General features: G+C 66.3%; 25 protein-coding genes. 13 read left to right on the forward strand and 12 right to left on the reverse strand.

The window, feature by feature from the left end:
- The first annotated feature begins 290 nt into the window (after positions 1–290).
- Positions 291–1,166 (forward strand): FAD:protein FMN transferase, encoded by an 876-nt coding sequence (locus tag CRM90_RS08790; protein WP_102806609.1) that lies wholly within the window; start codon positions 291–293, stop codon positions 1,164–1,166.
- Positions 1,163–1,402 carry a ferredoxin gene (locus CRM90_RS08795; protein ID WP_102806610.1) on the forward strand — a complete coding sequence of 80 codons (240 nt, stop codon included), beginning with the start codon at positions 1,163–1,165 and terminating at the stop codon, positions 1,400–1,402. The genes CRM90_RS08790 and CRM90_RS08795 overlap by 4 nt, the downstream gene beginning before the upstream one ends.
- Positions 1,403–1,408: 6 nt before the next feature.
- Here CRM90_RS08795 and CRM90_RS08800 read toward each other — a convergent pair whose 3' ends face one another.
- Positions 1,409–2,164 carry a response regulator gene (locus CRM90_RS08800; RefSeq protein ID WP_102806611.1) on the reverse strand — a complete coding sequence of 252 codons (756 nt, stop codon included), beginning with the start codon at positions 2,162–2,164 and terminating at the stop codon, positions 1,409–1,411.
- A gap of 276 nt (positions 2,165–2,440) precedes the next feature.
- Positions 2,441–3,859: a bifunctional aminoglycoside phosphotransferase/ATP-binding protein gene (locus CRM90_RS08805; protein WP_233209230.1), complete on the reverse strand. Its 1,419-nt coding sequence runs from the start codon at positions 3,857–3,859 to the stop codon at positions 2,441–2,443.
- Positions 3,860–4,078: 219 nt separating this feature from the next.
- Between CRM90_RS08805 and CRM90_RS08810 the strand changes: the two genes are divergently transcribed.
- The 5 genes from CRM90_RS08810 to CRM90_RS08830 are packed head-to-tail and all read left to right on the forward strand — an operon-like array spanning position 4,079 to position 9,301.
- Positions 4,079–5,068 carry an Acg family FMN-binding oxidoreductase gene (locus CRM90_RS08810; protein WP_502693249.1) on the forward strand — a complete coding sequence of 330 codons (990 nt, stop codon included), beginning with the start codon at positions 4,079–4,081 and terminating at the stop codon, positions 5,066–5,068.
- Positions 5,069–5,105: 37 nt separating this feature from the next.
- Positions 5,106–7,148 carry an erythromycin esterase family protein gene (locus CRM90_RS08815; protein ID WP_102806614.1) on the forward strand — a complete coding sequence of 681 codons (2,043 nt, stop codon included), beginning with the start codon at positions 5,106–5,108 and terminating at the stop codon, positions 7,146–7,148.
- Positions 7,145–8,116, forward strand: coding sequence for a 1-phosphofructokinase family hexose kinase (locus CRM90_RS08820; RefSeq protein WP_102806615.1), 972 nt, complete (start codon positions 7,145–7,147; stop codon positions 8,114–8,116). Before CRM90_RS08815 ends, CRM90_RS08820 begins: the two co-directional genes overlap by 4 nt.
- A gap of 40 nt (positions 8,117–8,156) precedes the next feature.
- On the forward strand, positions 8,157–8,507 hold the full coding sequence (locus CRM90_RS08825; protein WP_233209231.1) for a hypothetical protein: 351 nt from the start codon (positions 8,157–8,159) through the stop codon (positions 8,505–8,507).
- An 8-nt stretch (positions 8,508–8,515) separates the two neighbouring features.
- Positions 8,516–9,301: a universal stress protein gene (locus CRM90_RS08830; RefSeq protein WP_233209232.1), complete on the forward strand. Its 786-nt coding sequence runs from the start codon at positions 8,516–8,518 to the stop codon at positions 9,299–9,301.
- Positions 9,302–9,313: 12 nt separating this feature from the next.
- Here the strand turns inward: CRM90_RS08830 and dosR are convergent, their stop codons facing one another.
- A complete protein-coding gene (gene dosR, locus CRM90_RS08835; protein WP_036338467.1) occupies positions 9,314–9,967 on the reverse strand; it encodes a hypoxia response regulator transcription factor DosR/DevR in 654 nt (217 codons plus the stop codon).
- 39 nt (positions 9,968–10,006) lie between these two features.
- Complete coding sequence (locus tag CRM90_RS08840; RefSeq protein ID WP_353616976.1) at positions 10,007–10,828, reverse strand: universal stress protein; 822 nt, start codon at positions 10,826–10,828, stop codon at positions 10,007–10,009.
- Between the two features lie 333 nt (positions 10,829–11,161).
- On the opposite strand from CRM90_RS08840, the gene CRM90_RS08845 reads away from it, so the two are divergent.
- Both CRM90_RS08845 and CRM90_RS08850 read left to right on the forward strand, forming a co-directional pair.
- Entirely contained in the window at positions 11,162–12,157 is a 996-nt protein-coding gene (locus CRM90_RS08845) for an Acg family FMN-binding oxidoreductase (protein WP_102806618.1), read from the forward strand.
- A gap of 117 nt (positions 12,158–12,274) precedes the next feature.
- Entirely contained in the window at positions 12,275–13,393 is a 1,119-nt protein-coding gene (locus CRM90_RS08850) for an Rv2629 family ribosome hibernation factor (protein WP_142391345.1), read from the forward strand.
- Here the strand turns inward: CRM90_RS08850 and CRM90_RS08855 are convergent.
- The 7 genes from CRM90_RS08855 to CRM90_RS08885 form a co-directional block, all read right to left on the reverse strand.
- Positions 13,384–13,839, reverse strand: coding sequence for a hydrogenase maturation protease (locus tag CRM90_RS08855; protein ID WP_102806620.1), 456 nt, complete (start codon positions 13,837–13,839; stop codon positions 13,384–13,386). The genes CRM90_RS08850 and CRM90_RS08855 overlap by 10 nt on opposite strands.
- Positions 13,836–15,128, reverse strand: a complete 1,293-nt coding sequence (locus tag CRM90_RS08860) for a Ni/Fe hydrogenase subunit alpha (protein ID WP_102806621.1) — start codon at positions 15,126–15,128, stop codon at positions 13,836–13,838. The genes CRM90_RS08855 and CRM90_RS08860 overlap by 4 nt, the downstream gene beginning before the upstream one ends.
- Entirely contained in the window at positions 15,125–15,886 is a 762-nt protein-coding gene (locus tag CRM90_RS08865) for an NADH-quinone oxidoreductase subunit B family protein (RefSeq protein ID WP_102806622.1), read from the reverse strand. Before CRM90_RS08865 ends, CRM90_RS08860 begins: the two co-directional genes overlap by 4 nt.
- Complete coding sequence (locus CRM90_RS08870; protein ID WP_233209233.1) at positions 15,887–16,747, reverse strand: FAD/NAD(P)-binding protein; 861 nt, start codon at positions 16,745–16,747, stop codon at positions 15,887–15,889.
- Complete coding sequence (locus tag CRM90_RS08875; protein ID WP_199189824.1) at positions 16,734–17,828, reverse strand: 4Fe-4S dicluster domain-containing protein; 1,095 nt, start codon at positions 17,826–17,828, stop codon at positions 16,734–16,736. The genes CRM90_RS08870 and CRM90_RS08875 overlap by 14 nt, the downstream gene beginning before the upstream one ends.
- 115 nt (positions 17,829–17,943) lie before the next feature.
- Complete coding sequence (locus CRM90_RS08880; protein WP_102806624.1) at positions 17,944–18,819, reverse strand: 3-oxoacyl-[acyl-carrier-protein] synthase III C-terminal domain-containing protein; 876 nt, start codon at positions 18,817–18,819, stop codon at positions 17,944–17,946.
- The gene (locus CRM90_RS08885) at positions 18,803–19,909 is read right to left on the reverse strand and encodes a 3-oxoacyl-ACP synthase III family protein (protein ID WP_102806625.1); all 1,107 of its coding nucleotides are present in this window, start codon (positions 19,907–19,909) and stop codon (positions 18,803–18,805) included. Before CRM90_RS08885 ends, CRM90_RS08880 begins: the two co-directional genes overlap by 17 nt.
- 108 nt (positions 19,910–20,017) lie before the next feature.
- Here CRM90_RS08885 and CRM90_RS08890 point away from each other — a divergent pair, with 108 nt between their 5' ends.
- The 3 genes from CRM90_RS08890 to CRM90_RS08900 all read left to right on the forward strand — a co-directional run bounded on the left by CRM90_RS08890 (position 20,018) and on the right by CRM90_RS08900 (position 22,200).
- Positions 20,018–21,388, forward strand: coding sequence for a WS/DGAT/MGAT family O-acyltransferase (locus CRM90_RS08890; RefSeq protein WP_199189825.1), 1,371 nt, complete (start codon positions 20,018–20,020; stop codon positions 21,386–21,388).
- Between the two features lie 54 nt (positions 21,389–21,442).
- On the forward strand, positions 21,443–21,802 hold the full coding sequence (locus tag CRM90_RS08895) for a PNPOx family protein (protein WP_102806627.1): 360 nt from the start codon (positions 21,443–21,445) through the stop codon (positions 21,800–21,802).
- Positions 21,803–21,912: 110 nt separating this feature from the next.
- Positions 21,913–22,200 (forward strand): hypothetical protein, encoded by a 288-nt coding sequence (locus CRM90_RS08900; protein ID WP_102806628.1) that lies wholly within the window; start codon positions 21,913–21,915, stop codon positions 22,198–22,200.
- A gap of 24 nt (positions 22,201–22,224) precedes the next feature.
- Here the strand turns inward: CRM90_RS08900 and CRM90_RS08905 are convergent, their stop codons facing one another.
- Entirely contained in the window at positions 22,225–22,869 is a 645-nt protein-coding gene (locus CRM90_RS08905; RefSeq protein ID WP_102806629.1) for an SRPBCC family protein, read from the reverse strand.
- Positions 22,870–23,325: 456 nt separating this feature from the next.
- Between CRM90_RS08905 and CRM90_RS08910 the strand changes: the two genes are divergently transcribed.
- On the forward strand, positions 23,326–24,936 hold the full coding sequence (locus CRM90_RS08910; protein WP_102806762.1) for a GAF domain-containing sensor histidine kinase: 1,611 nt from the start codon (positions 23,326–23,328) through the stop codon (positions 24,934–24,936).
- The last annotated feature ends 5 nt before the right edge of the window (positions 24,937–24,941 follow it).

The following is a 24,941-nucleotide window of genomic DNA, read 5'->3' on the forward strand; positions in this document are numbered from 1 at the left end:
GCTGCCAGATCGTGCCAAAGACGCAGATTCCCAAGCATATTCGCTGCGGATTTGCCAGACAACTCACGCCCATCGCTCAGATTATTGTCAGCCCCGCCGGACACGGGCCCCACCGCGTGCGGTGCCGGCCCAATTCTTCGAGGTTTCAAAAAACCGGCTGTGAGCATGCAGTCATGGACTCACCCGGTTCTGCGTTACCTCGCGGCGTGGCTGCATCAGGTGCGGTAGCCGAGACGTCGGCTGCGCGCAGGGGTATGGCGACCGCGGAAAGCCATTGGCAGCGTTGGACGATGGATATGCAGATCATCGTCACGGACCCCGATGCCCTGGCCGCCGCGCGGTGCGCGGTGGACGCGGAACTCGACGCCATCGACGCTGCGGCCTCACGATTCAACCCGGATTCGGAGATCAACGCCCTCACGCGGTCTGGTCGGCCGACGAAGGTCAGTGAACTACTCGCCGAACTGCTCGGCGCCGCGCTGCTGGCGGCACAGCAGACCGATGGCGACATCGATCCGACGATCGGCGCTCGCCTGATCGATCTCGGCTACAACCGTGACATCGCTGACGTGGATTCGTCTGCGCCGCTGGCGATGTCGGTCAGTCAGTCGGCTGACTGGTCGATGGTCAGCCTCGACGGTCGAATGGTCGCGGTGCCGCTTGGGGTGGTACTCGACCTGGGGTCAACGGCCAAGGCGGTCGCCGCTGATCGCTGCGCGGCACAGGCGCACCGGATCACCGGCGCGGGCGTGCTGGTGAATCTGGGCGGCGACATCGCGACAGCCGGTGATGCTCCCGACGAAGGGTGGCAGGTGCTGGTCTGCGACGGCGACGACCAACCGGCGGCGATGGTCGCGTTGTCGCCGGGCGTGGCATTGGCCACGTCGAGCACGCTGCGTCGCCGATGGCGGCATGGCAAGCGGGCGATGCACCACATCGTGGACCCGCGGTCCGGGTGGCCGGCGGAGCCGGTGTGGCGCACGGTCAGCGTCGTCGCTGCAAGCTGTCTGGCGGCCAACACGGTGAGCACCGCGGCGGTGATCCGCGGCTGGCGTGCCGTCGACTGGATCCGGGCACAGCGGTTACCCGCTCGGCTGGTGGACAGCGACGGGATCGTGCACACGCTCGGCGGCTGGCCGGCGGAGAATTCGGGTGGGCGGAGATGACGGAGAACGCGAGGCAGGCGACTACGTTGCGGCTGCATATCGATTGGACACGCTGCGACGGGCGCGGGCTGTGCAGCGAACTGCTGCCACAGCTGCTGAGCCGCGACGATTGGGGCTATCCGCGCAGCCGCGACAATTCCTGGGAACCAGCCGTGCCCGGGCCGGTGGTGAAGTACGCGCGTCGTGCCGTTGCCCGATGTCCGCGATTGGCCCTGACTCTGGTCGAGGACGCCTGAGGACGGTCACTGCCCGGTTCCCATCCGGTAGCCCACGCCCCGCACGGTCAACACGAACTTCGGTTCGGCGGGGTTGTCGCCGAGTTTGCGCCGTACGTGCCCGACATGGACGTCGACGAGGTGGTCGTTACCCACCCACGGTTCACCCCAGACCTCGTCGATGAGGTGCCGACGGGTCCAGACCACACCGGGCCGGGAGGATAGCGCGGCCAATATGTCGAACTCGGTGCGGGTCAACGAGATCGGCTGTGCGTCGACGAACACCTGACGACTGGCAACGTCAATGGAGAGCGGACCGAACACCCGCGGCGGCGATTCGGTATGCGGTTCGCCGGCGGGTACGGCAGGCACTGCCACCGAGCGCGGGCGGCGCAGCATCGCCCGGATCCTGGCGACCAGTTCCCGGGGGCTGAACGGCTTGGTCACGTAGTCGTCGGCTCCGACCGACAGTCCGACGATGGTGTCGACTTCGGTGTCGCGGGCGGTCAGCATCACCACGTATGCGTCGGAGAACATCCGCAGCTGGCGGCACACTTCGAGGCCGTCGATGCCCGGCAGGCCGAGGTCGAGTACCACCACATCTGGATCGACCTGCCGTGCCACGTCCAGCGCCTCGAGCCCGGACAGACACACCGTCACCTCGAAATGCTCGCGTTCCAGATAACTGGCTACCACCTCGGCCAGCGGCTTCTCGTCGTCCACCACCAGGGCGCGATAACCCGGGTCAGCGTTGTGCGAGGCTGCCTGCGATCTGAGGTCCATGTCTTCATCGTGCCGTGCCGCCGAGCCGGGTTGGGGTCTTGAGACATTCTTTACCGAACCAACACCGAACACGCCTCGTCCCGGCGCAGCGTGGATCATACCCGGCCTACAGCGCTTCGCCGTAACAGCTTCTGGCCGCCCGGTTGGTGCGCGGCGAGATCGACGATGCGGAATACCGCCAGCGACTGGCGGTCCTGCACGGTGGGGAACCGCGCTGACGCTGCTCGTCGCGGTGGCTGAACATCGTGGAAACGTCCAATTGTTCTGCCGGGCAGACTAAACGGCGAGTACGCAGATCTCCTTGGCCCGGGCCACGGAGTGGGCCTGTGGGCCGGTGGTGTCGACGCGATGTGCGTCCGTCCAGGCGTCGTCGCCGCGATCGGCGATGGCGACGGCGATCTCGGGTGTCACCTGCGACGTGGTCTGGGTGCGCTCGCTGACTCGGGTGACGGTGGCATCCAGCGGGGCGGTGCACGCGAACTCGATCTCCACCGCGCCGCTGTCGGCGGCCATCCGCCGGGCCAGTTGGCGGTGGCGGTGGTCGAGCCAGGTGCCGTCGAGTACCACGCTGCGGCCCTCGCACAGCTTCAGGTGAGCTTGGCGGAGCACACTGTCGTAGACAGCGTCGACGTTCTCGCGGCTGTACAGGCCGTCGTCGAGCACCCCTGGTACGCCGGCGATCTCGCCACGCCGGACCATGTCGGCGCGTACATCGTCCGTCGAGATCATCTGAGCGCCGATCTCTTTTGCCAACGACTGCGACAGGGTGGTCTTGCCGGTGCCGGGGCCACCGCCCACCAGGATCAGCCGGACCGCCGCGGCACGCAGATGGTCCAGGGCGATCTCCAGATGGCGGCGCGCGTCGTCGGCGGCGCCCCCATCCTGCTGGGTGTGGCGGATGCAGTCGACCTTGGCGCGAACGACCGCCCGGTAGGCAATGTAGAAGTGGCACAGTGAGTCCGGCGCGTCGTCGCCGGACAGCTCTCGGTAGCGCCGAAGAAACAGGGTGGCCAGATCCGCCCGGTCCAGGAATTCCAGATCCATCGCCAGGAATGCGGCGTCGTCGATGACGTCGACATAACGCAGGTGGTCGTCGAACTCCAGGCAGTCCAGCAGTGCCGGTCCTTCCGGCAAGCAGAAGATGTCGTCGGCGCGCAGGTCGGCGTGGCCGTCGACGATCTTGTGGTCGCCGAGTCGCCGGGCGAACAGCACTGCGCGCCCGGCTATGAATTGATGTGAGAGTCTTGCTATTTCAGCGACCGCATCCGAGTCGACGCCAACCTCGCCGTTCTGGGCGTACCGCTGCAGCTCGACCAGGTTCTCCTGCCAACGTGCGGCGATCGCGTCCACCCGGCCCTGGGCGTCCACGTCACGTCCGCGAGGAGCCGCGGCATGGAATCGCGAGAGCACCAGCGCGACCGCCGCGAGCTGATCCTCGACCGGTTCTCCGCGGCGCACCATGGTCGCCAGGCGCCGGTCGTCGGGATGGCGGCGCATGACTATGACGGGTTCGGGGTCCGCGCCCGGGGCGGTGAAGTGTGCGACGCCGAGGTAGCTGTCGGGTGCCAGGCGGCGGTTGAGCGCCACCTCGCTGGCGCAGGCGTGTTCGCGCTGCTCGAGGGTGGAGAAGTCGAGGAAATCGTTGACGACGGGCTTCTTGATCTTGTAGGCCCGGTCTCCGATCAAGAACACCATTCCAGTGTGGGTTTCAGCGATCCGCGGGTGCCATCCCATACTGTCATCCTCGCCTCCCGGCCCCGGCGAACACAGCGGTACTCGGGCCACTGCGTGTGGGTGCAAGGTCCCTCCCCGCAGAGCACAAAGGCCTTCAAGCTAGGTCCCCAGCCAGATGACTTCCGGCCCCTGGCGCGCGCGCCGAACGGACATAGGGTTGTCGCAGACAGAAGGCGGTGATTGCCGATGGTCATGTCGACGCTCGATCCCCAGGTGATCGCGAACGCGGTGGAGTTGGCGTGCCGGGCGCCCTCGGTGCACAACAGCCAACCGTGGCGGTGGGTCGCGCAAGGGCCTTCGCTGAAACTCTTTCTCGACGCCGACCGGGTGCCGCACGCCACGGACCGGTCCGGCCGGGAGGCCGTCATCAGTTGCGGCGCCGTGCTCGATCATCTGCGGGTGGCCGTCGCCGCCGCAGGCTGGCAGGCGATCATCGCGCGGTTTCCCAATCCGAACGAACCCGAGCACCTGGCGACCATCGATTTCAGTCCGTTGGAGTTCGTCACCGACGCTGTCCGCAGTCGCGCGGACGCGATCCTGGCCCGCCGCACCGACCGGCTGCCGTTGGCGCCGCCGCCGGACTGGACGTCCTTCGAGTCGGTGCTGCGAGCCACGATCGATACCGACCGCGTGGCGATTCGGGTGCTGCCTGAGTCGGTGCGTCCGCAGTTGGCCCAGGCCTCGCGGCTGACCGAGTCGCTGCGCCGCTACGACGCCTCGTATCACGCTGAATTGGCCTGGTGGACAGCCCCGTACGAGGTATCTGACGGTGTACCGCACAGCAGCCTGGTGTCGGTCACCGAGCGTGATCGGGTCGATGTCGCCCGGGTATTTCCGGCGGCCGAGCACGCCGACCGGCGTCCAGAGGTCGATCAGGACCGCTCAACGATCCTGGTGCTCACCACGTTCGGTGATTCGCGCCGCGACGCCCTGGACTGTGGCGAGGTGCTCTCCGATGTGCTGCTCGAGGCAACCCTGGCGGGCTTGGCCACCTGCACGCTGACCCACATGACGGAGTTGGCGGCCAGCCGAGACGTGGTCCGTGCGCTCACCGGCACCGAGGACGATCCGCAACTGCTGATCCGCATCGGGCTGGCGCCGGTGATCGCGCCGTCACCCCCTGCCACGCCACGCCGGCCGCTGTCGGACGTGCTCGAATTTCGCGGCTGAACCTTCGGTATCGGCCACAGGACGAACGGAGCAGATCATGACCACCGCGCCCACGACACCGCCGCAACATCCGCGACGTGTCTTCCGGGATCGGCGAGAAGCCGGTCGGGTTCTGGCCCACCTGTTGGACGGCTACCGCGGCCGGGGCGGCATTGTGGTGCTCGGGCTGGCTCGCGGCGGCGTGCCGGTGGCCTGGGAGGTTGCGGCCGCACTTGGCGCTCCGCTGGATGCCTTCATCGTGCGCAAGCTCGGCGCACCTGGCCACACCGAATTCGCGATGGGTGCGCTGGCGTCGGGCGGGCGGGTGGTGGTCAACGACGACGTCATCCGTGCGTTGCGGGTGACACCGCAGGAATTGCGCGACGCCACCGAGCGGGAAGCCCGCGAACTCGCTCGGCGCGAAGGCGCCTACCGTGGCGGACGTCCACCGCTGAACGTGACGGGCAAGACGGTGATCCTCGTCGACGACGGCCTGGCCACCGGGGCGAGCATGCTCGCCGCCGTCCAGGCCTTGCGGGAGATGGAACCCGCCGAGATCGTGGTCGCCGTTCCAGCGGCGCCGCAATCGACCTGCCGCGAATTCGCCTCTCTGGTGGACGATCTCGTCTGTGCGTCGATGCCCACCCCGTTCTTGGCGGTCGGCGAGTCGTTCTGGAACTTCGAGCAGGTCAGTGACACCGAGGTGCGGGATCTGCTGGCCACTCCGACCACCGGCATCGGCACCGCGCGGTTGCGCATCGCGGAAACTCCCGCTGAGGTGATCGGCCGCTGCGCGGTCGGCGCCCCCTCGGGCGTGCCGCCGCGGGAAGCGCTGGAGGAGATGGTCGGTGATGCGCGGGTGGTGCTGATCGGGGAGAGCTCCCACGGCACCCGCGAGTTCTACGAAGCGCGCGCCGAAATCACCAAATGGCTGATCGAGGAGAAGGGCTTCTGCGCGGTGGCGGTTGAAGCCGACTGGCCAGACGCCTACCGGGTCAACCGGTATGTCCGCGGCCGCGGCGACGACCACACGGCCGAGAGTGCGTTGAAGGGGTTCGAGCGATTTCCCGCCTGGATGTGGCGCAACACCACCGTCCGGGACTTCACGGCCTGGCTGCATGCCCACAACACCCAGTGCCGCAACGACGGCCGGCGCGAAGCCGGCTTTTACGGACTGGATCTCTACAGTCTGCATCGCTCGATGCAGGAGGTGATCGACTACCTGGACAACGTCGACCCGGTCGCGGCGCAGCGGGCGCGAGAGCGCTACGCCTGCTTCGATCATGCCGGCGGAGACGACGGTCAGGCATACGGGTACGCCGCCGCGTTCGGTGCGGGGATGTCCTGTGAGGCGGAGGTTGTCGAGCAATTGGTCGAACTGCAGCGCACGGGGCTGCAGTACGCGCGCCGCGACGGACTTCTCGCCGAAGACGAACTGTTTTATGCGCAGCAGAATGCACAGACCGTTCGCAACGCGGAGGTCTACTACCGCTCGATGTTCGGGAGCCGGGTGTCGTCGTGGAATCTGCGCGACCAGCACATGTTCCAGACGTTGAGAGCGTTGCGCGCGCATCTGCATCAACGCAATGGTGAGCCGGCCCGAATCGTGGTGTGGGCCCACAACTCCCATGTCGGTGACGCCCGGGCAACAGAGGTGGGCGCCGACGGGCAGCTGACCCTGGGGCAGCTGGTACGGGAGGGGTACGGCGAGCAGGCGCTGCTGATCGGATTCACCACCTACTCGGGCACGGTGACCGCCGCGAGTGAATGGGGCGCCCTGGCCGAGCGGAAGGTGGTTCGCCCCGCGCTCAACGGCAGTGTCGAGGAACTGCTGCACGAGGTCGACCGACCGGAGTTCCTGGTGTCGCCGCTCATCAGTCGGGAAGCGGCCGGCCCACTGGACACGGTGCGCCTCGGCCGGGCGATCGGGGTGATCTATCAACCCGCCACCGAACGGCAGAGTCACTACTACCACGTGCGGCCGGGCGAACAGTTCGACGCGATCATTCACATCGACCGAACAACGGCACTGGAACCGTTGGAGCTCAACAGTGTCTGGGTCGCGGCGCAGACACCCGAGACCTACCCGACCGGCCTGTGAGCGCCCCCGTGATCGTCACGGTGACGTTGAATCCCGCCCTCGACATCACCGTCGACGCCGAACGCGTGGGACCGACCGACAAAGTCCGTTGTTGCGCAGATCGTTACGATGCCGGCGGCGGCGGACTCAATGTCGCCCGGTTCGCGCGGGCGTTGGGTGCTCCCGTCTCCGCCGTGCTCACGGCGGGCGGCCCGATAGGAGCGCGCCTGGTCGAGCTCCTCGACGACGCCATCGTGCCCAACACGTTCATCGCACTGCGTGGCGACACCCGGGAGAGCTTCACGGTCAACGAACGCTCTACGGGCAGGCAGTACCGGTTCGTGTTGCCCGGACCGGTGCTGACCACCGACGAGCAGCAGCGCTGCCTCGAGGTGATCGACGCCAGTGCGACCGGCGCCGCTTTCGTGGTCGCGAGCGGCAGCCTTCCGCCCGGCGTTCCCGCCGACTTCTATCAACGGATCGCCGACATCTGCCGCACGCGGCAGGTCCGGCTTGTCCTCGACACCTCGGGTGGAGGTCTCGAGCACATCACTTCGGGTGTGTTCCTGCTGAAACCCAGTGTGCGAGAACTACGGGAGTGCGTCGGCAGCCCGCTGGCCACCGAGGGTGAGCAGATAGCTGCGGCCCGGCATCTGATCGATCGAGGCGTCGCCGAGGTGATCGTGGTCTCCTTGGGCGCCGACGGTGCCTTACTCGTCACGGGGGATTGGTGCCGGCGTTTGGCTCCGGTTGCCGTTCCCACTGTCAGCGGTGTGGGCGCCGGGGACGCGATGGTCGCCGGCATCGTGGTCGGACTGTCTCGCGAATGGGGGATCGAGAGCGCGGTTCGCTACGGTATCGCCGCCGCGACGGCGAAGCTTCAGACACCGGGCACCTCGACATTCGACAGAGCCGACGTCGACCGCTATCTCGACCAGGTTCCGGCTCCGACGTCAGTGGTCGCTCAGTGCAGTGACCTCGGGCTCTGACGACACCACAAGGCGCACAGCACAAAGCAAGGGGCTCATGATGATCGAGACGACGCAGGGGACGACCCCGGATGCCCGTCGCGGTATTCCGACCTGGCTCAACTGGTTTCTGGCGCTGCTGACCATTCCGGCTGCGGTCGTGGTCATGCTCATTGCCTTCGGCGCCGTGATGGGCATCGCGCGTTGTACCGACACGGCGGCCTGCCCACACATGGGTCCAGGAGAGTTCTGGTTCGGGATCCTCGCGTACGGGCCGCCTGTGGTGGCGCTGCTGACGATCGTCGCGTCGGCGTTCGCCGCGAATCGCAGGTACGGAATCGTGGTTCCGCTGTTGGGGCTGGGACTCTTGCTGGCAGACGCCGCCATCCTGGCGATCACCTTTCGGCCGTAGGTGCCGCCGTGGACGTTCACGCCGCTGAACTGTCTGGTGCCGTCGTCGTAGGGGTCGACGGCTCCCCATGGTCTCTGAACGCGCTCACCTGGGCGGTGCCCGAAGCCGTCAGCCGCGGCGTGACGTTGCGGCTGGTTCATGCCGTGCCGACGGCTCTTCCGGGCGCGTCCGGCGGTGAGTGTGATTGGGACGCAGTACTTGTCGAGGCCCAGGATGTGGTGGACCAGACGCATCGTGATGTCGGTGTCGAGACAGCATCGGTGGTGGGATCACCCGCCACGGTGCTGGAGCGGGAGTCCGAAGGAGCCGCGATGGTGTGTATCGGCGCCCGGCCACCGCACGTGGCTGAGGGACGGCTGTTCGGCGCAACCGCGAGTCACCTCGCCGACCACGCTCGGTGTCCGGTTGCCATCATCCGCAGTGGCGACGACGGCCGGGCACGCGTCGGGGGCGTGGTGTCAGTGGTGCTGTCCGATGATCCCGACAACGACGATGTCGTACACCTGGCCATGCAGGAAGGACGATTGCGCGACGCCACCGTCCGGCAGATCGATCGGCGGGTGGACAGCTGGATTCGGCGGTATCCCGATGTTCACGTCGAGATCGTATCGGCCGGCACCGGGTGGGTGGGCAGCCACGATGAGGATCCGCATGAACGGAAGATCGGTCTCGCGGTCGTCGGCGCTTCGGATGCGGACACCCTCACTTCGCTCAGCATGCCCAATTGCCATCCGATCCTGGGCTATCCGGACTGCTCGGTCCTGCTGGTGAGGCAGGCAGCCCGGCCCCGCTGATGTGCCGTTCGGCTAGTAGCCGCCGTGTTCGTGGGTTGGGTGATCCAGTTTCGCGACGAACACCGCCGCCTGGGTGCGTCGCTCCATTCCCAGCTTCGCCAGGAGCCGTGACACATAGTTCTTGATGGTCTTCTCGGTGAGGAACATCCGGTCAGCGATCTGTTTGTTGGTCAGGCCCTCGCCGAGCAGAGTCAGTAACGACCGTTCCTGGTCGGTCAGGCCGGACAGCGGATCGGATCTCATTGTCGCACCGCGCAACTTGGCCATCAGCGCCGCGGCGGCCCGGTTGTCCAACAGCGAGCGCCCCGCGCCGACGTCCTTGACGGCCTGGGCCAACTGCATACCCTTGATGTCTTTGACAACGTATCCGCTGGCGCCGGCCAGGACCGCGTCCAACATGGCCTCGTCGGAGGTGTACGAGGTCAGCATCAAACAGCGCAGGTCGGAGAGCACGGACAGCAGGTCACGACACAGCTCGACACCGTTACCGTCGGGCAGCTGCACATCGAGCACCGCGACGTCGGGCTTCGCCGCGGGAATCCGTGCCATCGCCTGGGCGACGGAGCCGGCCTCACCGACGATTTCCAGATCCGGATCCGCGCTCAGAAGGTCGATGAGCCCGCGGCGGACCACCTCGTGGTCATCTACCAGAAAGACTTTCACCATGCCGGCCTCCAGAAATCGGGGATCAGTGTTTTGCGCGGTCTACAACAGGTTCTGCGGCTCGCAGACCAATACCGAGCAATCGGCCTGCGCCAGCACCGCATTTCCGGCTGCGCCGAGCAGTTCTGCGATGCCTTCGCCCCGTTCGTGGGCCACGACCAACAACTGGATCGAGTCCCCATGCTTGAGCAGGTAACTCAACGAGTTGCCGTGCAGTGCCACTGTGGTGACCTCCACCTCGGGATACCGTGCGCGCCAGCATTTCAGGCGACGCTCCAGCGCCGCCCTGGCATCTCGGTTTCCGGCGGCAACGGCGTTGCCATCGTGGATGTCGGGGTAACGCGACCGCCAGGTCGTCAGCACCCGCAACGGCGCACCGCGCGAACGAGCCTCATCGAAGCCGTGGCGCAGGGCCGCGTCACTGGTTGACCCGTCCAGTTCGACGGCCACACATCGCTGGGTCGAGGCCACCGGGTCATGCCCCCTGACGACGGCTACCGGGCAGTGCGCTGCTGTTGCCAGTGCAGTCGCGGTGGACCCGATGTGCCGGTCGCGGAAGTGGTTCAACCCGATGGCACCCACGCAGAGCATGGCGGCACCTCTGGACGCGTCGAGCAACGCCGCCACGGGATGTTGCTGCACGATCTCTGCCTCGATCTTGACCGGTCTATCGGTCGACTCGACGGCGGCGGCGGTGCAGCGGACCGCGGTTTGGGCCGCAGCGAATTGGCGGGCGATCCGTTGTGCATCGTCGGTGTCTTCTCCGGAGTCGACGGCATAGACCAAGCGCAGGGGAATGGCGCGCCGGACCGCTTCGTCGACGGCCCAACAGGCCGCCTCGGTGGCCCATCGCGAACCGTCCACGCCCACGACCACAGACGGCGCGACACGCTCTCGTTCGGGCATTGGCCGGTTCCTGTCAACTTGCCGGGATGATTCGACGCTATCGTCAGAAACTGGCCTCACGCAGGGGCGAAAGTCCCTGTCGAAAGGCCACTAGTCCTCTCCGACACCCCGTCGAGCTCGTGGTCCGGTGGTGGAAATCCGCAGGGAGACCGGTGGATCGGGGCAACTCCGACGGGACCGTGCCGGCACACCACCGGTCATCAACTTTGGGGACTTGCGGCTCTGTTTCACCATGCACACGACCGGCATCGTCGGTGCACCAGCATCATGCACCGAAGGCGGTGGGCGGCGATGACGACCAATTTCCCTGACGACGCCACCGTGCGGGCAGCCTTGGACTTGGCCGCCCGTGCCCCGTCGATCCACAACACCCAGCCCTGGGAGTGGAGAGTCGGCCCGCACAGCATCAACCTCTATTCGCGCCGCGAGTTGCGCCTCCCGCACACCGACCCCGACGGCCGTGACCTGATCGTCAGCTGCGGGGCCGCCCTGCACCACGCCACCGTCGCCCTGGCAGCACTGGGCTGGCGCGCCTCGGTCCATCGGGTGCCGAATCCTGACCAGCCCAATCACCTGGCGTCAGTGCAGGTGCATCGCGGATCGCCGGGCGAGGCCGATATCGCCATGGCGGCAGCCATTCCCCGGCGGCGAACCGACCGGCGTACCTACAGTTCGTGGCCGGTCGCGATGGGAGACGTCGCGCTGATGGGTGCGCGTGCGGCGCGCTTCGGCGTCACCATGCGCCGGGTCGAAACGACAGGCGAATTCGCCGAATTGGTGGAGCAGGCGGCGCGCCGGCATATCGACGACACCGGTTACGTCGCCGAGTTGATGGCATGGAGCGGGCGTTATGCCGCGGCGGAAGGTGTTCCTGCGCATAACGTTCCACCGATAGACGGCGCTGCTGCGGTGCCTGGCCGGATCTTCTCCGGTACGGCACTTGACCAGCCCGACGAAGCCTCGGCGGCCGAAGACAACGGTGTGCTGCTGGCCTTCGGGACCGTGATCGACGATATCGCGTGTCAGTTACGTGCTGGTGAAGCTGCCAGCGTCGTCATGCTCACCGCGACCGTTCAGGGTCTGGCCTCGTGCGCGGTGTCGGAGGTGCTCGAGGTCCCCGATACCCGAGAGGCCTTACGGGCGGATGTGTTCGGCAGTGAACAGTTTCCCCAGATATTGCTGCGAGTCGGGTGGTCACCGCTGAACGCCGACCCGTTACCGGCCACGCCGCGGCGACCGTTGGCCGATGCCCTACGCCGCCTGGACGGCTCGGCGTTCGTCGGTTAGGGCACTCGCCACACCCGGTCACGCCTCGGGAAGGGCCCCCGGCGCGGGGACTTTTGGCACTTGTTGGTGGCGGGCTTAGGCGCGGATCGTGGGGCACAGATCGGAAGGAGATCACCGATGACGAGCGCAGCCACGTATTCACCTCTGGCACATAAACTTCTTGCCACCCGAGGCCCGGTCGCCTCGGTGTACTACGACGACTCCCATGACACGCAGGATGCGGCCGAGCGCCTCGGGGTGCTCGAGCGGGACGTCGCGCGTGAGTTGGAGCAACAGGGCGCGCCGCAGGCACTCATCGCGTCGGTCACCCGAGCGATGAACGAGCGGCCGGCAACTGAGCATCGGAGTGGGCGCGCGCTGATCGTCGGCCCGGACGGGGTGGCGGTCGACGAACACCTCGTCGTGCCGCCTGTCACCCCGGTCATCCGGGCCTCGGAGCTTCCCTACGTCGTTCCGCTCGTCGAGAACGGATCGGTCTCGGGGCCTTATCTGGTCGTCGTCGTCGATCAGGTCGGCGCCGATCTCACGCGCTACCAGGGAAAGTCGACCTTCTCGGAGACCGTCGTGGGGGAGGGTTTTCCGGTCCACAAGGCGGCCTCGGCGGGCTTGAACGCGTGGGGAGATTCGCAACATCGGGTGGAGGAGGAGGTGCGCAAGAACCTCCGCGCGGTCGCCGAGCGGCTCACCGTGGCGATGGACGACCACTCGCTGGACTTTATCGTTCTCATCGGCCAGGACCGCGTGCGGGCCGAACTGGTGTCCGAGCTTCCGCATCGGGTTGCCGACCGTGTCGTCCAACCAGGAGTCGGGTCTCGCCAGACCGGGGTGGACCGTGTTGTCCGCGTGGCCGTCGCCCACGAGTTGAACAACAGGCGCAGCATCCACAGCGGCAGGATCCTGGAACAGTACGATGCCGAAGTCGGGCGTGGATCAGGTCTCGCGGTGGCCGGGCTCGCGGCGGTGACCGCGGCACTGCGCGATCGTTCGGTCGCCACGCTGATCATCGGACAGATGCATGACGAAACAGTGCTTGCCGGCGATGATCTGACGCTTCTGGGTTCAGATCCCGAGACGCTGTCCGACTTCGGTATCGCGCCGACCCAGACCCTGCGAGCCGACGAGGCGCTCCCATACGCGGCGCTGGCAATCGGCGCCGACCTCGTCTGTGCTCCAGACCATCTGCGACTGACTGATGGCGTGGGCGCGTTGCTGCGCCACGCGCCGATTCAGGGCTGACGACCGACTTCGGCGAGAACGGCCTCGACGGCCGCGGGTACAGCGTCGGCGACGGGCGGTGAGAGCCCGACCCCATGACTGACGTCCTCGATCTCGACGGTGAGCACCACCAACCGCCGAGGAAGTCGGCCAAGCGCCTGGCCCAGCGCGTAGATCTCCGGCAGCCCAAGTGAATGCGAGCTCACCACCATGGGCTGGTGGTCGTCGCCGGGAATCCAGTGCCGAATCCTTCCGGCGACGGCGTCGGGTCCGCTGGCTGCGTCGACGACGACGACCAGCGGCACATCCGCCCACGCGTCGAGGATCTGTCCGGGATCGGACACCGCCGAGAGCACCTCGACGCCCGGTGGACGCCGGCTGGCGACTTCGGCTGCGACCGCGAGGCCGACCCCGTCGTCGGACCGAAAGTCGTTGCCGATGCCGATGACGAGAGCGCTGCCCGTCATGCCCGATTGATGTTCAGCGTCAGGAAGTGTGCCGAACACGAGATGCACGGGTCATGATTGCGAATGGACTTCTCGCACAACGACGTCAATGAGGCGTCGTCCAGTGACAGGTTCGCGGCCACGAGCTCGGCCATCTCGTGCTCGATCGCACCCTGGTTCTGCGAGGTCGGCGGCACCAGTGTCGCCGCGCGGACCAGTCCGTCACCGCCGATCTCATAACGGTGATACAGCAGCCCTCGCGGGGCCTCGCTGACCCCGTGCCCAATGCCCGCGCGTACCGGCACGTCGACGAACGGCCTCGGCGGTCGCTCATATTCGGCGATGATCCGCAGTGACTCTTCGATGGCGTAGACCACCTCGACGGCGCGAACCACGATGCTGCGAAACGGATTTCGACACACCGGGCCCAGCCCTGCGGCGGCGGCAGCCTCGTGGGCGACGGGGGAGAGCGTCGTCGAGTTGAGCGAATACCGTGCCAGTGGACCGGTCAGGTACCGGTTGCCGTCCAATGTCGCTTGCAGGGCGGTGGAATGCTCGACCTGCGCTTCGACGACGTGGGCACTGAAGTCGGCGACGGCGAATGCCGGACCGTCGCTGCGCGCGATGACGCCGTTCTCGATGGGATAGCGGTCACCGTCGGACAGTGAAAGAAATTCGTGGTCGAACTCGACATCGGGAAACTCGAGGTCGGCGAGCGCCCGCACGGTGTCCAAGGCGTCGTCGAGCGAGCGCCGCAACATCTCGGTCAGTGGTTCGAGGTCGCGCGCGCGCGGGACCGAATAGAAGCCACCCAACCGGACGTTGATGGGGTGAATTGCGCGCCCGCCGACCACTTCCATCAGCCGGTTGCCGGTCTTCTTTATCGCCAGACCGCGATTGACGAGGTCGGGATGATCCTTGGCCATGCTGATGGCGTCCGGATACCCCAGGAAATCGGGGGCATGCAGCAGAAAGATGTGCAAGGCGTGACTGTGTATCCATTCGCCGCAGTACATCAGCCGGCGCAGGGCGGTGAGTTCGGGATCGATCGTTATCCCGCAGGCGTTTTCGATCGCGTTGCACGCACTCACCTGGTAGGCGACCGGGCAGATGCCGCACACCCGTGCGGTGAGGTCCGGCGGCTCGGTGTAGGCCCGGCCCCGCAGGAAGGCTTCGAAGAAGCGCGGCGCCTCGTAGATGTTGAGCTCGACGCTGTCCACGGCGCCGTCGACCAACGTGACATGCAGTGCGCCTTCGCCTTCGACACGGGTCAAGGCGCCCACCGACAGAGTGCGTGTCTCAGCAGTCATCCGTCATTCCGTTCGGCGGCGAATCGGGTGACGTTGAATGTCGAGAAGACGCGCTCCACGCCTGCTTCCGACATTCCGTCGCGGTTCAGCAGTGGGATCAGGGCCGCGGTGTTGGGTGTCGAGGCGGGCCCGAAACAGCCGTAGCAGCCGCGGTGATGCGCCGGGCACAGTGCGCCGCAGCCGGCATGGGTCACGGGACCGAGGCATGGAATGCCCTCGGCCACTGCGACACACGTGACGCCCCGCAGTTTGCATTCGGTGCACACTGTCTTGGCGGGCAACCGCGGTTCACGTCCCACCAGCAGCGCTGCGAGCGTGTCGAGGAGCTGATTGCGGTCGATCGGGCAGCCCTGCAACTGGTAGTCGACCTGCACGTGCGCGGACGCCGGGGTGGATGTTGCGAGGGTGTCGACGTACTCGGGCTTTGCGTAGACGACCGAGGCGAATTCGTCGATGTCGGCGAAGTTGCGCAGCGCCTGGATGCCGCCTGCGGTGGCGCAGGCGCCGATCGTGACGAGGATATGGGACTGATCGCGAATCTCCCGGATACGTCGCTCGTCTGCGGCGGTGGTGATCGACCCTTCGACGAGTGACACGTCGTAGGGCCCGGGGATGATCTCGCTGGAGGCTTCCAGAAAGGTTGCGATGCGCACCTGCCCGGCGAGGGTGAGCAGTTCGTCCTCGCAGTCCAGCAACGTCAGCTGGCAGCCGTCGCAGGAAGCGAACTTCCACACCGCCAGTGAGGGAGGTCCGCTCATCTACAACTCCTTCACTGCGAGTAAGGGCTGGGCGGCGTCATATCCGACGACCGGTCCGTCCCGGCACAACAGCAACGGGCCCAACTGGCAGTGGCCGCACCAGCCGATCCCGCATTGCATGTTGCGCTCGAGGGATACTCGGATAGCGCTGGCGGGCAGTCCCTTTCGGATCAGCTCGATGGCGCAGTTGTGCATCATCACTTCGGGGCCGCAGAGGAAGGCGGTGGTGTTCTGGGCCCGCAGCGGCAATCTGCGCAGCGGTTCGGTGACGAAGCCGATCTCACCCGACCACCCCTGCACCGGCACGTCGACGGTCAGATGCACATCGATCGCGTCGCTGTCGGACCACTGCCGCAACTCGTCACCGAACAACAAGTCGTCGCGGGACCGGGCGCCCGCGATCAGGGTGACCGTGCCGTAGGCGTCCCGGTCGGCGAGGATCCCGAGCACGACGGGTCGCAGCGGGGCCAGGCCGACGCCGCCGGCCACGATGACCAGGTCGCGTCCGGCCGCGGCCCGCAGGCCCCAATCCGTGCCGAACGGACCGCGGATCCCGATCACCGCGCCGGGCTGCGCGTCGTGCAGCGCGCGGCTCACCGCGCCCACCGACCGGATCGTATGGGTGATGGTGGCGTCGGTGCCGGTGGTGAGTCCGCTGACGGAGATGGCGATCTCGCCGATCCCGAACGCGTACATCATCATGAATTGGCCCGGCAGCGGCGCTGGTAGCGGCCTGCCCACCGGTTCCAGCTCCACCGTCGATGAATCGCGGTTCTCGGATACCCGGCGGCGCACGCGGTACGGGACCGGGCTCATCGCGCGCGGCGATGTGGGGAAGGCTGGTGTGTCAGTCGTCGCCATCGCGCTCCTGAGCCAGGGTGTGCATTTCTTGGGTGATGTCGATTCCCGTCGGACACCAGGCGATGCACCGTCCGCAGCCCACACAGCCGCTGCTGCCGAACTGGTCGTGCCAGGTCCCCAGTTTGTGTGAGATCCAATGTCGGTATCGCGACGGTCCGGATTGCCGCACGCTGCCCTCGTGGACGAACGTGAAGTCGAATTCGAAGCACGACGCCCAGCTCGTCCAACGTTCGGCATGCTCCCCGGTGAGGTCGGTGGTGTCCGTGACGCTGGTGCAGAAGCAGGTGGGACACGCCATGGTGCAATTGCCACAGGTCAGACACCGACTGGCGACCTCGTCCCAATGGGGGGACTCACGAGAGGCGATCAGAAGGTCACGTAGATCCGTCTCGGGCATCTGCCGGCCCATGCGGTGCGCCGCCTCGGCGACTTCGGCTCTGGCCGAATCGATCTCATCCGGTGCGGCGTCTCGGTGGGGGAGCGCCGCGAGGATCTCCGCGCCGTCGGCACTGCCGACGTCGACGAGGTAGCGACGGCCGTCGTCGTCGACGCGTTCGGTGAGTGCGAGGTCGTACCCCGGCCCTACCTCGGGTCCTGTTCCCATGGATGCGCAAAAGCAGAGGCCGCCGGGTTCAGTGCAGTTGACGGCCACCACGAAGACGCGTCCGAGCCGCCCCACGAATCCCTCGTCCGGATGGCTGCCCTTGCCCAACACTCCGTTGAGGATCGCGATCGCCGCGAGGTCGCAGGCCCGAACCCCGAGAAAGGCATACCGTGCTGGGTCCTCGGGTTCGGTGCCGTCGGACGACCACAATTGCTGCCGCGGCGGGTGCAGGAACTGCTTCCACGACTGTGGCCCCGCCGAATGGCCGAAGGCTGAGTCGTCGTCGCGGCGGCGCAGCCGATAACTCCCGGGTGCCACGTCGACGCCCCAGCCCACGGGTAGCTCGCCGGCCGAGGTCAGCTCGGCCAGCACGATCGCGTTCTCCGACACCGTGGGGCCGACCACCCGGTAGCCGCGGTCGATCAACGCGGACACGAGTTCGGTCAACCCGGCGGCGTCGATCACCGCGTTGGTCATGGGGTAATCGTGCGCGTCCGACGGCAGCCGGGCGCATGGTCTTGGGTCCTCAGTCGAGCGTCAAAGGTCCTCACTCGCGTTCGGCTGTGCCAGGCGACGATACCCACCACCCACCTCACCGCGGTATCCGATAAAGGGCTGCGCCGGCGGTGATTCCGGCACCTGCCGCGATCAGGATCGCCAGACTGCCGCCGTCGAGCTCGTGGGTTGCGCGGTCGAGAGCCGCCGCCAGCGACGCGGTGTGCATGGCATCGTCGTCGGCGACGACGATGCGCTGAGCCGGCACCCCCAGCATGTCGGCCAGCGCCGCGCGGTATCCCGGCCACGCCGGTGCGGCGACTATCGCGTCGACGTCGGCGATTGTGCGTTCGGACGCGCGTAGGCAGCGCGCAGCGGCGTCGGCGGCGGCAGCGGCGAAGCGATCGTCGCGTGCCGTGGAGTGCCGAAAGCGCAGAATGTTCTTGTAGTCGACGAGACCCACTGTGGCACTGAATGTTTCACCACCGTCGGGGATTCTCGCCCAGTGTACCTGTTCGATTCCGTCATCGTCGCCGGTCCGGCTGCACAGCAGTGCCGCGCCGGTGGGGGAGAACGGGAAGTGTTCGCTCATGCCATGGCCCGGGTCGGCGTCGCTGGCCACAACCATCGCGCAGTCGATGGTCCTCGACGTGAGGAAGCCGTCGACGATCTGCAACGCGGTGAGGACACCGCACGCACCATTGGCGACGTCGAAGGAGAATGTGCCGTGCGTGCCCGTATGCGGATCTTCGGGATTGGCGCCGACGTCCTCCTGGATCAACGCCGCGAGTGCCGGCTCGCCGAGATTTCGGTCGCGGTAGATGCCCGCGTTGATCAGAAGGTCCACGTCGTGCGGTTCTCGGCCCGCCATCCGCAGGCAATCCTGTGCGGTGCTGACCGCGAGGTGCAGGGCGCTGTGCCGGTGACGCCACCGGCTCCTGCCCACGGCGACCTGTTCAATCACGGTGCCCATAGTGATCCACCACCTCGTCGTCGAGTGTCAGCATGACCACGCCGATTTCCAGTCCGGACGCCAGCGCGATCAGCGCTATGGTCTCGCCGGGGCGAATGCGATTCGCTTCGAGTTCCTCGACGAGAGCCACGGTGTGGGTGGTCGATGCGGTGTTGCCGTATCGGTCGACGGTGATCACGGCGTCGTGGCGGGGACTGTCACCGAAGTCGTCGGCGATCTTGGCCATTCCCTTGCGTATCGCGCGGGCCGACGTCTGGTGGGTGATCACGTGATCGATGTCGTGTATCGAGATGCCGACCGTGTCGAGCACCTCGTGCAACAGCAGTGGGGTGTCCGACATCGCGGCCCGATGGATGCCGCGCGCATCGGTGAACATTCGCCCACCCGGATCGGGTCCCTTGGGATACGCCAGGCACAGTCGGCTGTAGTCGGCCACGGTGGTGAAGCCGGCCAGGCTGATGCCGGCCGAGCCGGCCGGCGCACGCTCGAGTAGAAGCGCCGCGCCGGCGTCGCCGAGCGTCAGGCACGCCAACTCCTTGCTCATGATCGACCGGATATGACGAGCCGCATTCTGGCCGAGCTGCGAGATGTACTCGCCGCTGACCACCAGTGCACGCTCGATGATGCCCTGTCTGATCCAGTTGTTCGCGATCGTGACTCCGGTGAGCATTCCCGCGCAGGCATTGGAGACGTCGAAGGTCATCGCCGTCGGGGCGCCGATCCCCGCCGCCACCGCACTGCTCATGGTCGGCTCCAGCCACTGGGTGAGACCATCGCGAAACTTGGTGATGCTGCAGCTGATGACGGCGTCGATCGACTCTGCCGGCCGCTGGGCCTTGGCCAGGCAATCCAGTGCCGCCGCGGTGGCGAGCGTGTAGGAGTCCTCGTCGCCCACTGACACCCGGCGCTCATGGATCCCGGTCAGCCGTTCCAGATCGATGTGCGTCTGGTGGCGCGTGGTCGACATCAACTCGTCGGTTGTGAGGTGGGTGGTGGGCAGGTGTCGGCCTGCGGCGGCCAGCCGGGTGTGAAACGGCGCTGTGTCACCGTCCTCCGACGGTTCCATCATCAGCCACCGCTTGCGCGTCATTGATCCATAGTGATTCGGGCCGTAGTGACCTGATAGGGATCATTGGGCATCGACGGCCGGGACCTTGTGCCCTTGCCGGTCCGCTGTGGTGGGCGGATTGTGATGGTGGTGGAACAACTGACCACCTTGGATGCCGGATTCCTCGAGGCCGAGGACTCAGATCGGCACGTGAGCTTGGCGGTCGGCGGTATCTCGGTCATCGAAGGACCGATGCCGGACTTCGCGTCCCTGGCGCACAGCGTCGCCGAACGGATTCTCAGCGTTCCTCGGTTCACGCAGGTCGTACATACGCACTTTCTCGACCTCGAGCCCCCGGAATGGGTGGAAGACCCCAATTTCGATCTCTCCCATCACATTCACCGCGCGGCACTGCCCCATCCGGGGGACGACCAGTCTCTGTACAGGTTCGCCGCCGACGTGATGGAGCGCCGCCTGGATCGCGACCGGCCGCTGTGGGAGTGCTGGATCATCGAGGGCCTGGCCGACGGCCGGTGGGCGGTCTTGATGAAGATCCACCACTGCATCGCAGACGGCATCGCGACCATGCATCTGTTCGCCGGGCTCAGTGACGACGGGGAAGGCGAGACGTTCGCTACCGAGATTCGCGCCGCCAAGGACTCGACAGATCACCGTGGTCGATTCGTAGGAGTCAGTCTGAATCCGCTGGATTGGGCATCGGGCTTGTGGCAGACCGCTGTCGGCGTGACGAACGCGGCATCGTTGGCTGTCGAGGGCGTCATCGAGATCACCGGTGGCTTGCTACGCCCGGCCAGCCCCTCGTCGCTGGCCGGTCCCCTTCGCAAGATGCGCGGCTACAGTGCTGCGCGGGTGAGCCTCGACGAGGTGACGGCGATCTGCCATGAATTCGGCGTCACCGTGAACGATGTTGCGCTGACCGCGATCACCGACAGTTTCCGGGCAGCGCTGGTTCGACGGGGCGAACAGCCACGACAAAACTCGTTGCGGACGCTGGTGCCGGTGTCGATCCGCTCCAACGACGCGCGCGAGATGATCGACAACAGGGTGTCGATCATGCTTCCGCGTCTCCCCGTCGAGAAAGACGATGTGGTCGAACAGCTCCGTGAGGTGCATGCCCGCCTGACGAGTGCGAAGGGTAGCGGTCAGCGTCAGGCCGGCAGTGCCTTCGTCTCGGCAATCAGCTCTCTGCCGTTCCCTGTGACGGCGTGGGCGGTCCGGGCACTGACCCGATTGCCGCAACGCGGAGTCGTGACGGTCGCCACGAATGTCCCTGGACCGCGCCAACGATCGAAGATCTTGGGTCGAAAAGTCCTCAGTGTGCTCCCGATTCCGCCCATTGCGCTCCAACTTCGCACCGGCATCGCCATTCTCAGCTATGCGGACAGTCTGGTGTTCGGCATCATCGCCGACTACGACGCGGCTCCTGACGTCGACGAGCTGGCGCGCGGTATCGAGCAGGCGGTCGCGCAGTTGTCCGCGGCGGCCAAAGCTCTCGGCTAGCCCTCTGGGGAGGCACCCGTGACACGACAACCCTCGCTCCGTGACGGGGTGCGCATGTTCAACAAACACGTGCTGAACCCGGCAATGTTACACCTGGCGGGTCGTAAACACTGGTATGCCAGCGCTATTCGACATACTGGGCGGGCCACGGGCAAGAGCTATGTCACCCCGGTGGTGGCCAATCCGGTGGCGGATGGATTCATCATTCCGCTGCCCTACGGCACGGGCGTCGACTGGCTGCGCAACGTGCTCGCGGCGGGCCGGGCAACGATCACCTCCGGCGGCCGGACCTATGACGTCATCACTCCGGAGATCATCGACGCGGCCTCGGCCGCACCGAAGCTGTCGCCGCGACACGGGCGGGCCTTCCACCGTTTCGGTATCGACGACTTTCTTCAGGTCACGGTGAAGTAGGCGAGCGATCGTGGACTATTGCACCGGTGCAGGGGACTTTTGGCCGGTACGGGCTCCGGTTGCTCGCAATAGTGTTGTCTCACAATCCTAATAAGCAAGGAGTTCGTGTCATGACCGAAACCGGGAAACAGGCCACCGTTGATTCACCCGGCGCTGATCTCACCGAAGAGTTGCATGAGTCGGCCAAAGCGGGACAGCACGCGGCCGGACAAGCGTTGCGGAAGTTCCGTGACGCGGTGGACGATGCAATCCCAGAATCCGTTCAGCCGCTACGCGACAAGATCGTGCAAGCTGCACTGGATTTGGCCGACGACCTCGTTTCTGCCCAGTACAAATTTCACCGCAGTCTGCTCAACACCGCAGATCGCGCGCTGACCAAGTCCGACGCCGACCGCTGAACTTGCGGGTTCCTGGTGAGGCCGTCACGGTGGATCACCAGGCAGGGCGGGCTCACTCTCCGCACGATGTTTCACCCCCCGCAGGATGGCCCGCGTCACGAAGGCCTTTGGCGGCGCGATGAGTTCGGCGCCTACTACGGCTCCGGGCCGTCGCAACGGCACCCGGGTGCGGATCAGCAGTCGGGTGCCGTCGTCGCCGTGCCCCGCCACGTTCAGCGACCACACCGCATCCCAGAAGCTATCGCCGCCTCCTGTCCGTAATACGATCGATCGCCCCTCCTGGATCTCAACGACCGTCACCACGATGCCGTCGTCCAGGCCCAGCCATCCCCGGGGCGCCAGACGGACGGTGTCTCCCACGGCGAGGTGCTGCCATTCGGGGTGGATCCGATCGGCGTCCTGGTAGTCCAACCCGGCCAGGGTGTGCAGCGTTTCGTAGGCGTACAGACCAGCGCGGTCAAGACCGATCTGGACGAGCCACGGCCACACCGCCTCCGGCGGCCTGTCGATCGTGATCCCTTCGGTCGTCACCACCGCAGGTTGACCGACCAGGCTGTCGCCCGGCAGCGGCATCGCACACTCGGCTTTCGTGGTGCCCCAGTTCCGGAAGAATTGTCTGGCCGCGAGGAGGATTGCGGCAGTTGCGCCCAGGCGAGCAATCGCTGTCATGGTTCAACTCTGCGGCGGGAAGTCCCGGCGCGGTAGGGTCGGTCGACCTCGATGTGGGCGATCGGCATCGACGAACGACCCGGCCGGCTGGGACTTCAAGCTCTCATGCCCGCCGACGGGCGAACGATCAGATCGCTTGTCGGGCAACGGTCTAACCGGCCGACGACTGCGATCGACTGCGTCGGCCCCCCTTCTCGGCGTTGCTCAGATATTTTCAGCAACGATTTTGCCGGTGGCCTCGTCGGCGTCGGTGTGGGCATTTTGCGCAAAGTGGTGGGCGCTCACCCTTTCCCAAGCAAGATCGGACTGTCACAATGCGGGAGATGCACGTCGGGAAGCGCAGGGACGGGTTTGATCAGCGAAAATAGGCCTGGGGCGCAGTTCGGCCGGGAACGCACGGGGGATGTGCGCCGGATTCATGATCAGCTCGACGAGCTGGCCGCCGACCGCGACCAGATGGGACTGCTGCTGCAACTGGCGATCGAGATCAGCTCTGATCTCGAGCTGGAGCCGACGCTGCACAGAATCATCAGTGCGGCGCTGACCTTGACCCGGGCGCGCTACGGCGCCATCGGCGTGTGGGGTCCCGACGGCATGCTGACCTCGTTCGTCCATGACGGCATAGATGAGCGCACCGTTGATCGGATCGGTCATCTTCCGGTCGGCAAGGGACTCCTCGGTGCGCTGCGGGAACGGACCGATCTGTTACGGCTCGACGATCTGACCCAACATTCGGCCTCGGCGGGGTTCCCCGACGGGCACCCGCCGATGCGCGCGTTCCTGGGTATTCCGATCCGTATTCGCGACGACAAGGCGTTCGGCAGTCTGTACGTCGCGGACGATCGGCCCGGGCGCACGTTCAGCGAGTCGGACGAGGTGACCGGGCGCGCATTGGCGTCGGTGGCCGCGGTCGCCATCGACAACGCCCAGCTGTTCGACGCCACCCGGATAGCGGCCTTGTGGACCAGCGCGAGTCGGGAGATCACGGCAGCCGTGTTGTCCGATGGGCAGCCTATCCTCAGGCCGTTGCAGCTCATCGCGGCGCGGGCATGCGAACTCACCCAGGCGGAGCAGGCCATCGTGCTCTTTCCCGACGATGCTGATCTTCCTGACGACGAGGTGGACACGCTCGTGGTGTCAGCGGCGGTTGGTCGATATTCCGACGATGTTCTCGGCCAGCGGGTTGCGGTCGACGGATCGACCAGCGGCTCGGTGTTTCGTTCCGGCGAGCCGGTGATCACCGAGACGTTCCGCAAACCGATCCAGTCGTTCACCGACATCGGTGAACGCCCGGCGATCGTCGTGCCGTTATGGGCTGATGGACACAGCCTCGGGGTGCTTGTCGTCGCACGGAACGTCAACGCTCCACGCTTCAGCGCCAAAGATCTTGACCTGGTGCGGGATTTCGCCGGCCACGCAGCTATCGCGCTGACGATTGCCCGGGCCCGGCGTTATACAGCCGAGCTCGCTCTGCTCACCGAACGGGAGCGCATTGCGCATGACCTCCATGACCAGGTGATCCAGCGGGTGTTCGCGGTCGGGCTGGATCTGCAGGGGGTGATCGCCCGGACCCGAGATCCCGAGATGGCCCAGCGGCTGTCGCGGTCGATCGATGAGCTGCAGGCCGTCATCACCGAGATCCGGTCGACCATCTTCAATCTGCAGCATCCGGTCGATTCGAGTGGTGGATTGGCCGCGCGGATTCACAACGTGTTCGAGCAGTTGACCAACAACCGGGACGTCGCCGCTTCGTTGAGCCTCAGCGGCCCACTGAGCATTCTCAGCCCCGACCTTGCCGCCAACGCCGAAGCGGTGGTCACCGAGGCCTTGAGCAATGCGGTCCGGCACTCGGGCGCCGCGGAGATCACGGTGAGCGTCGCGGTCGGTGATGACCTGACGATCATGGTCACCGACAACGGCAAGGGGATTCCAGCGGACAACAGACGAAGCAGTGGTCTACGTAACCTCGCCCGGCGCGCGGAGTCGGCGGGCGGGATCTTCACTCTGTCCGACGCTGAGAGCGGCGGAACGAAGTTGGTGTGGAAGGCTCCGCTTACCTCGGAATGACGGAT

The organism is Mycobacterium sp. ENV421 (assembly GCF_002887815.1).
GTDB lineage: Bacteria > Actinomycetota > Actinomycetes > Mycobacteriales > Mycobacteriaceae > Mycobacterium.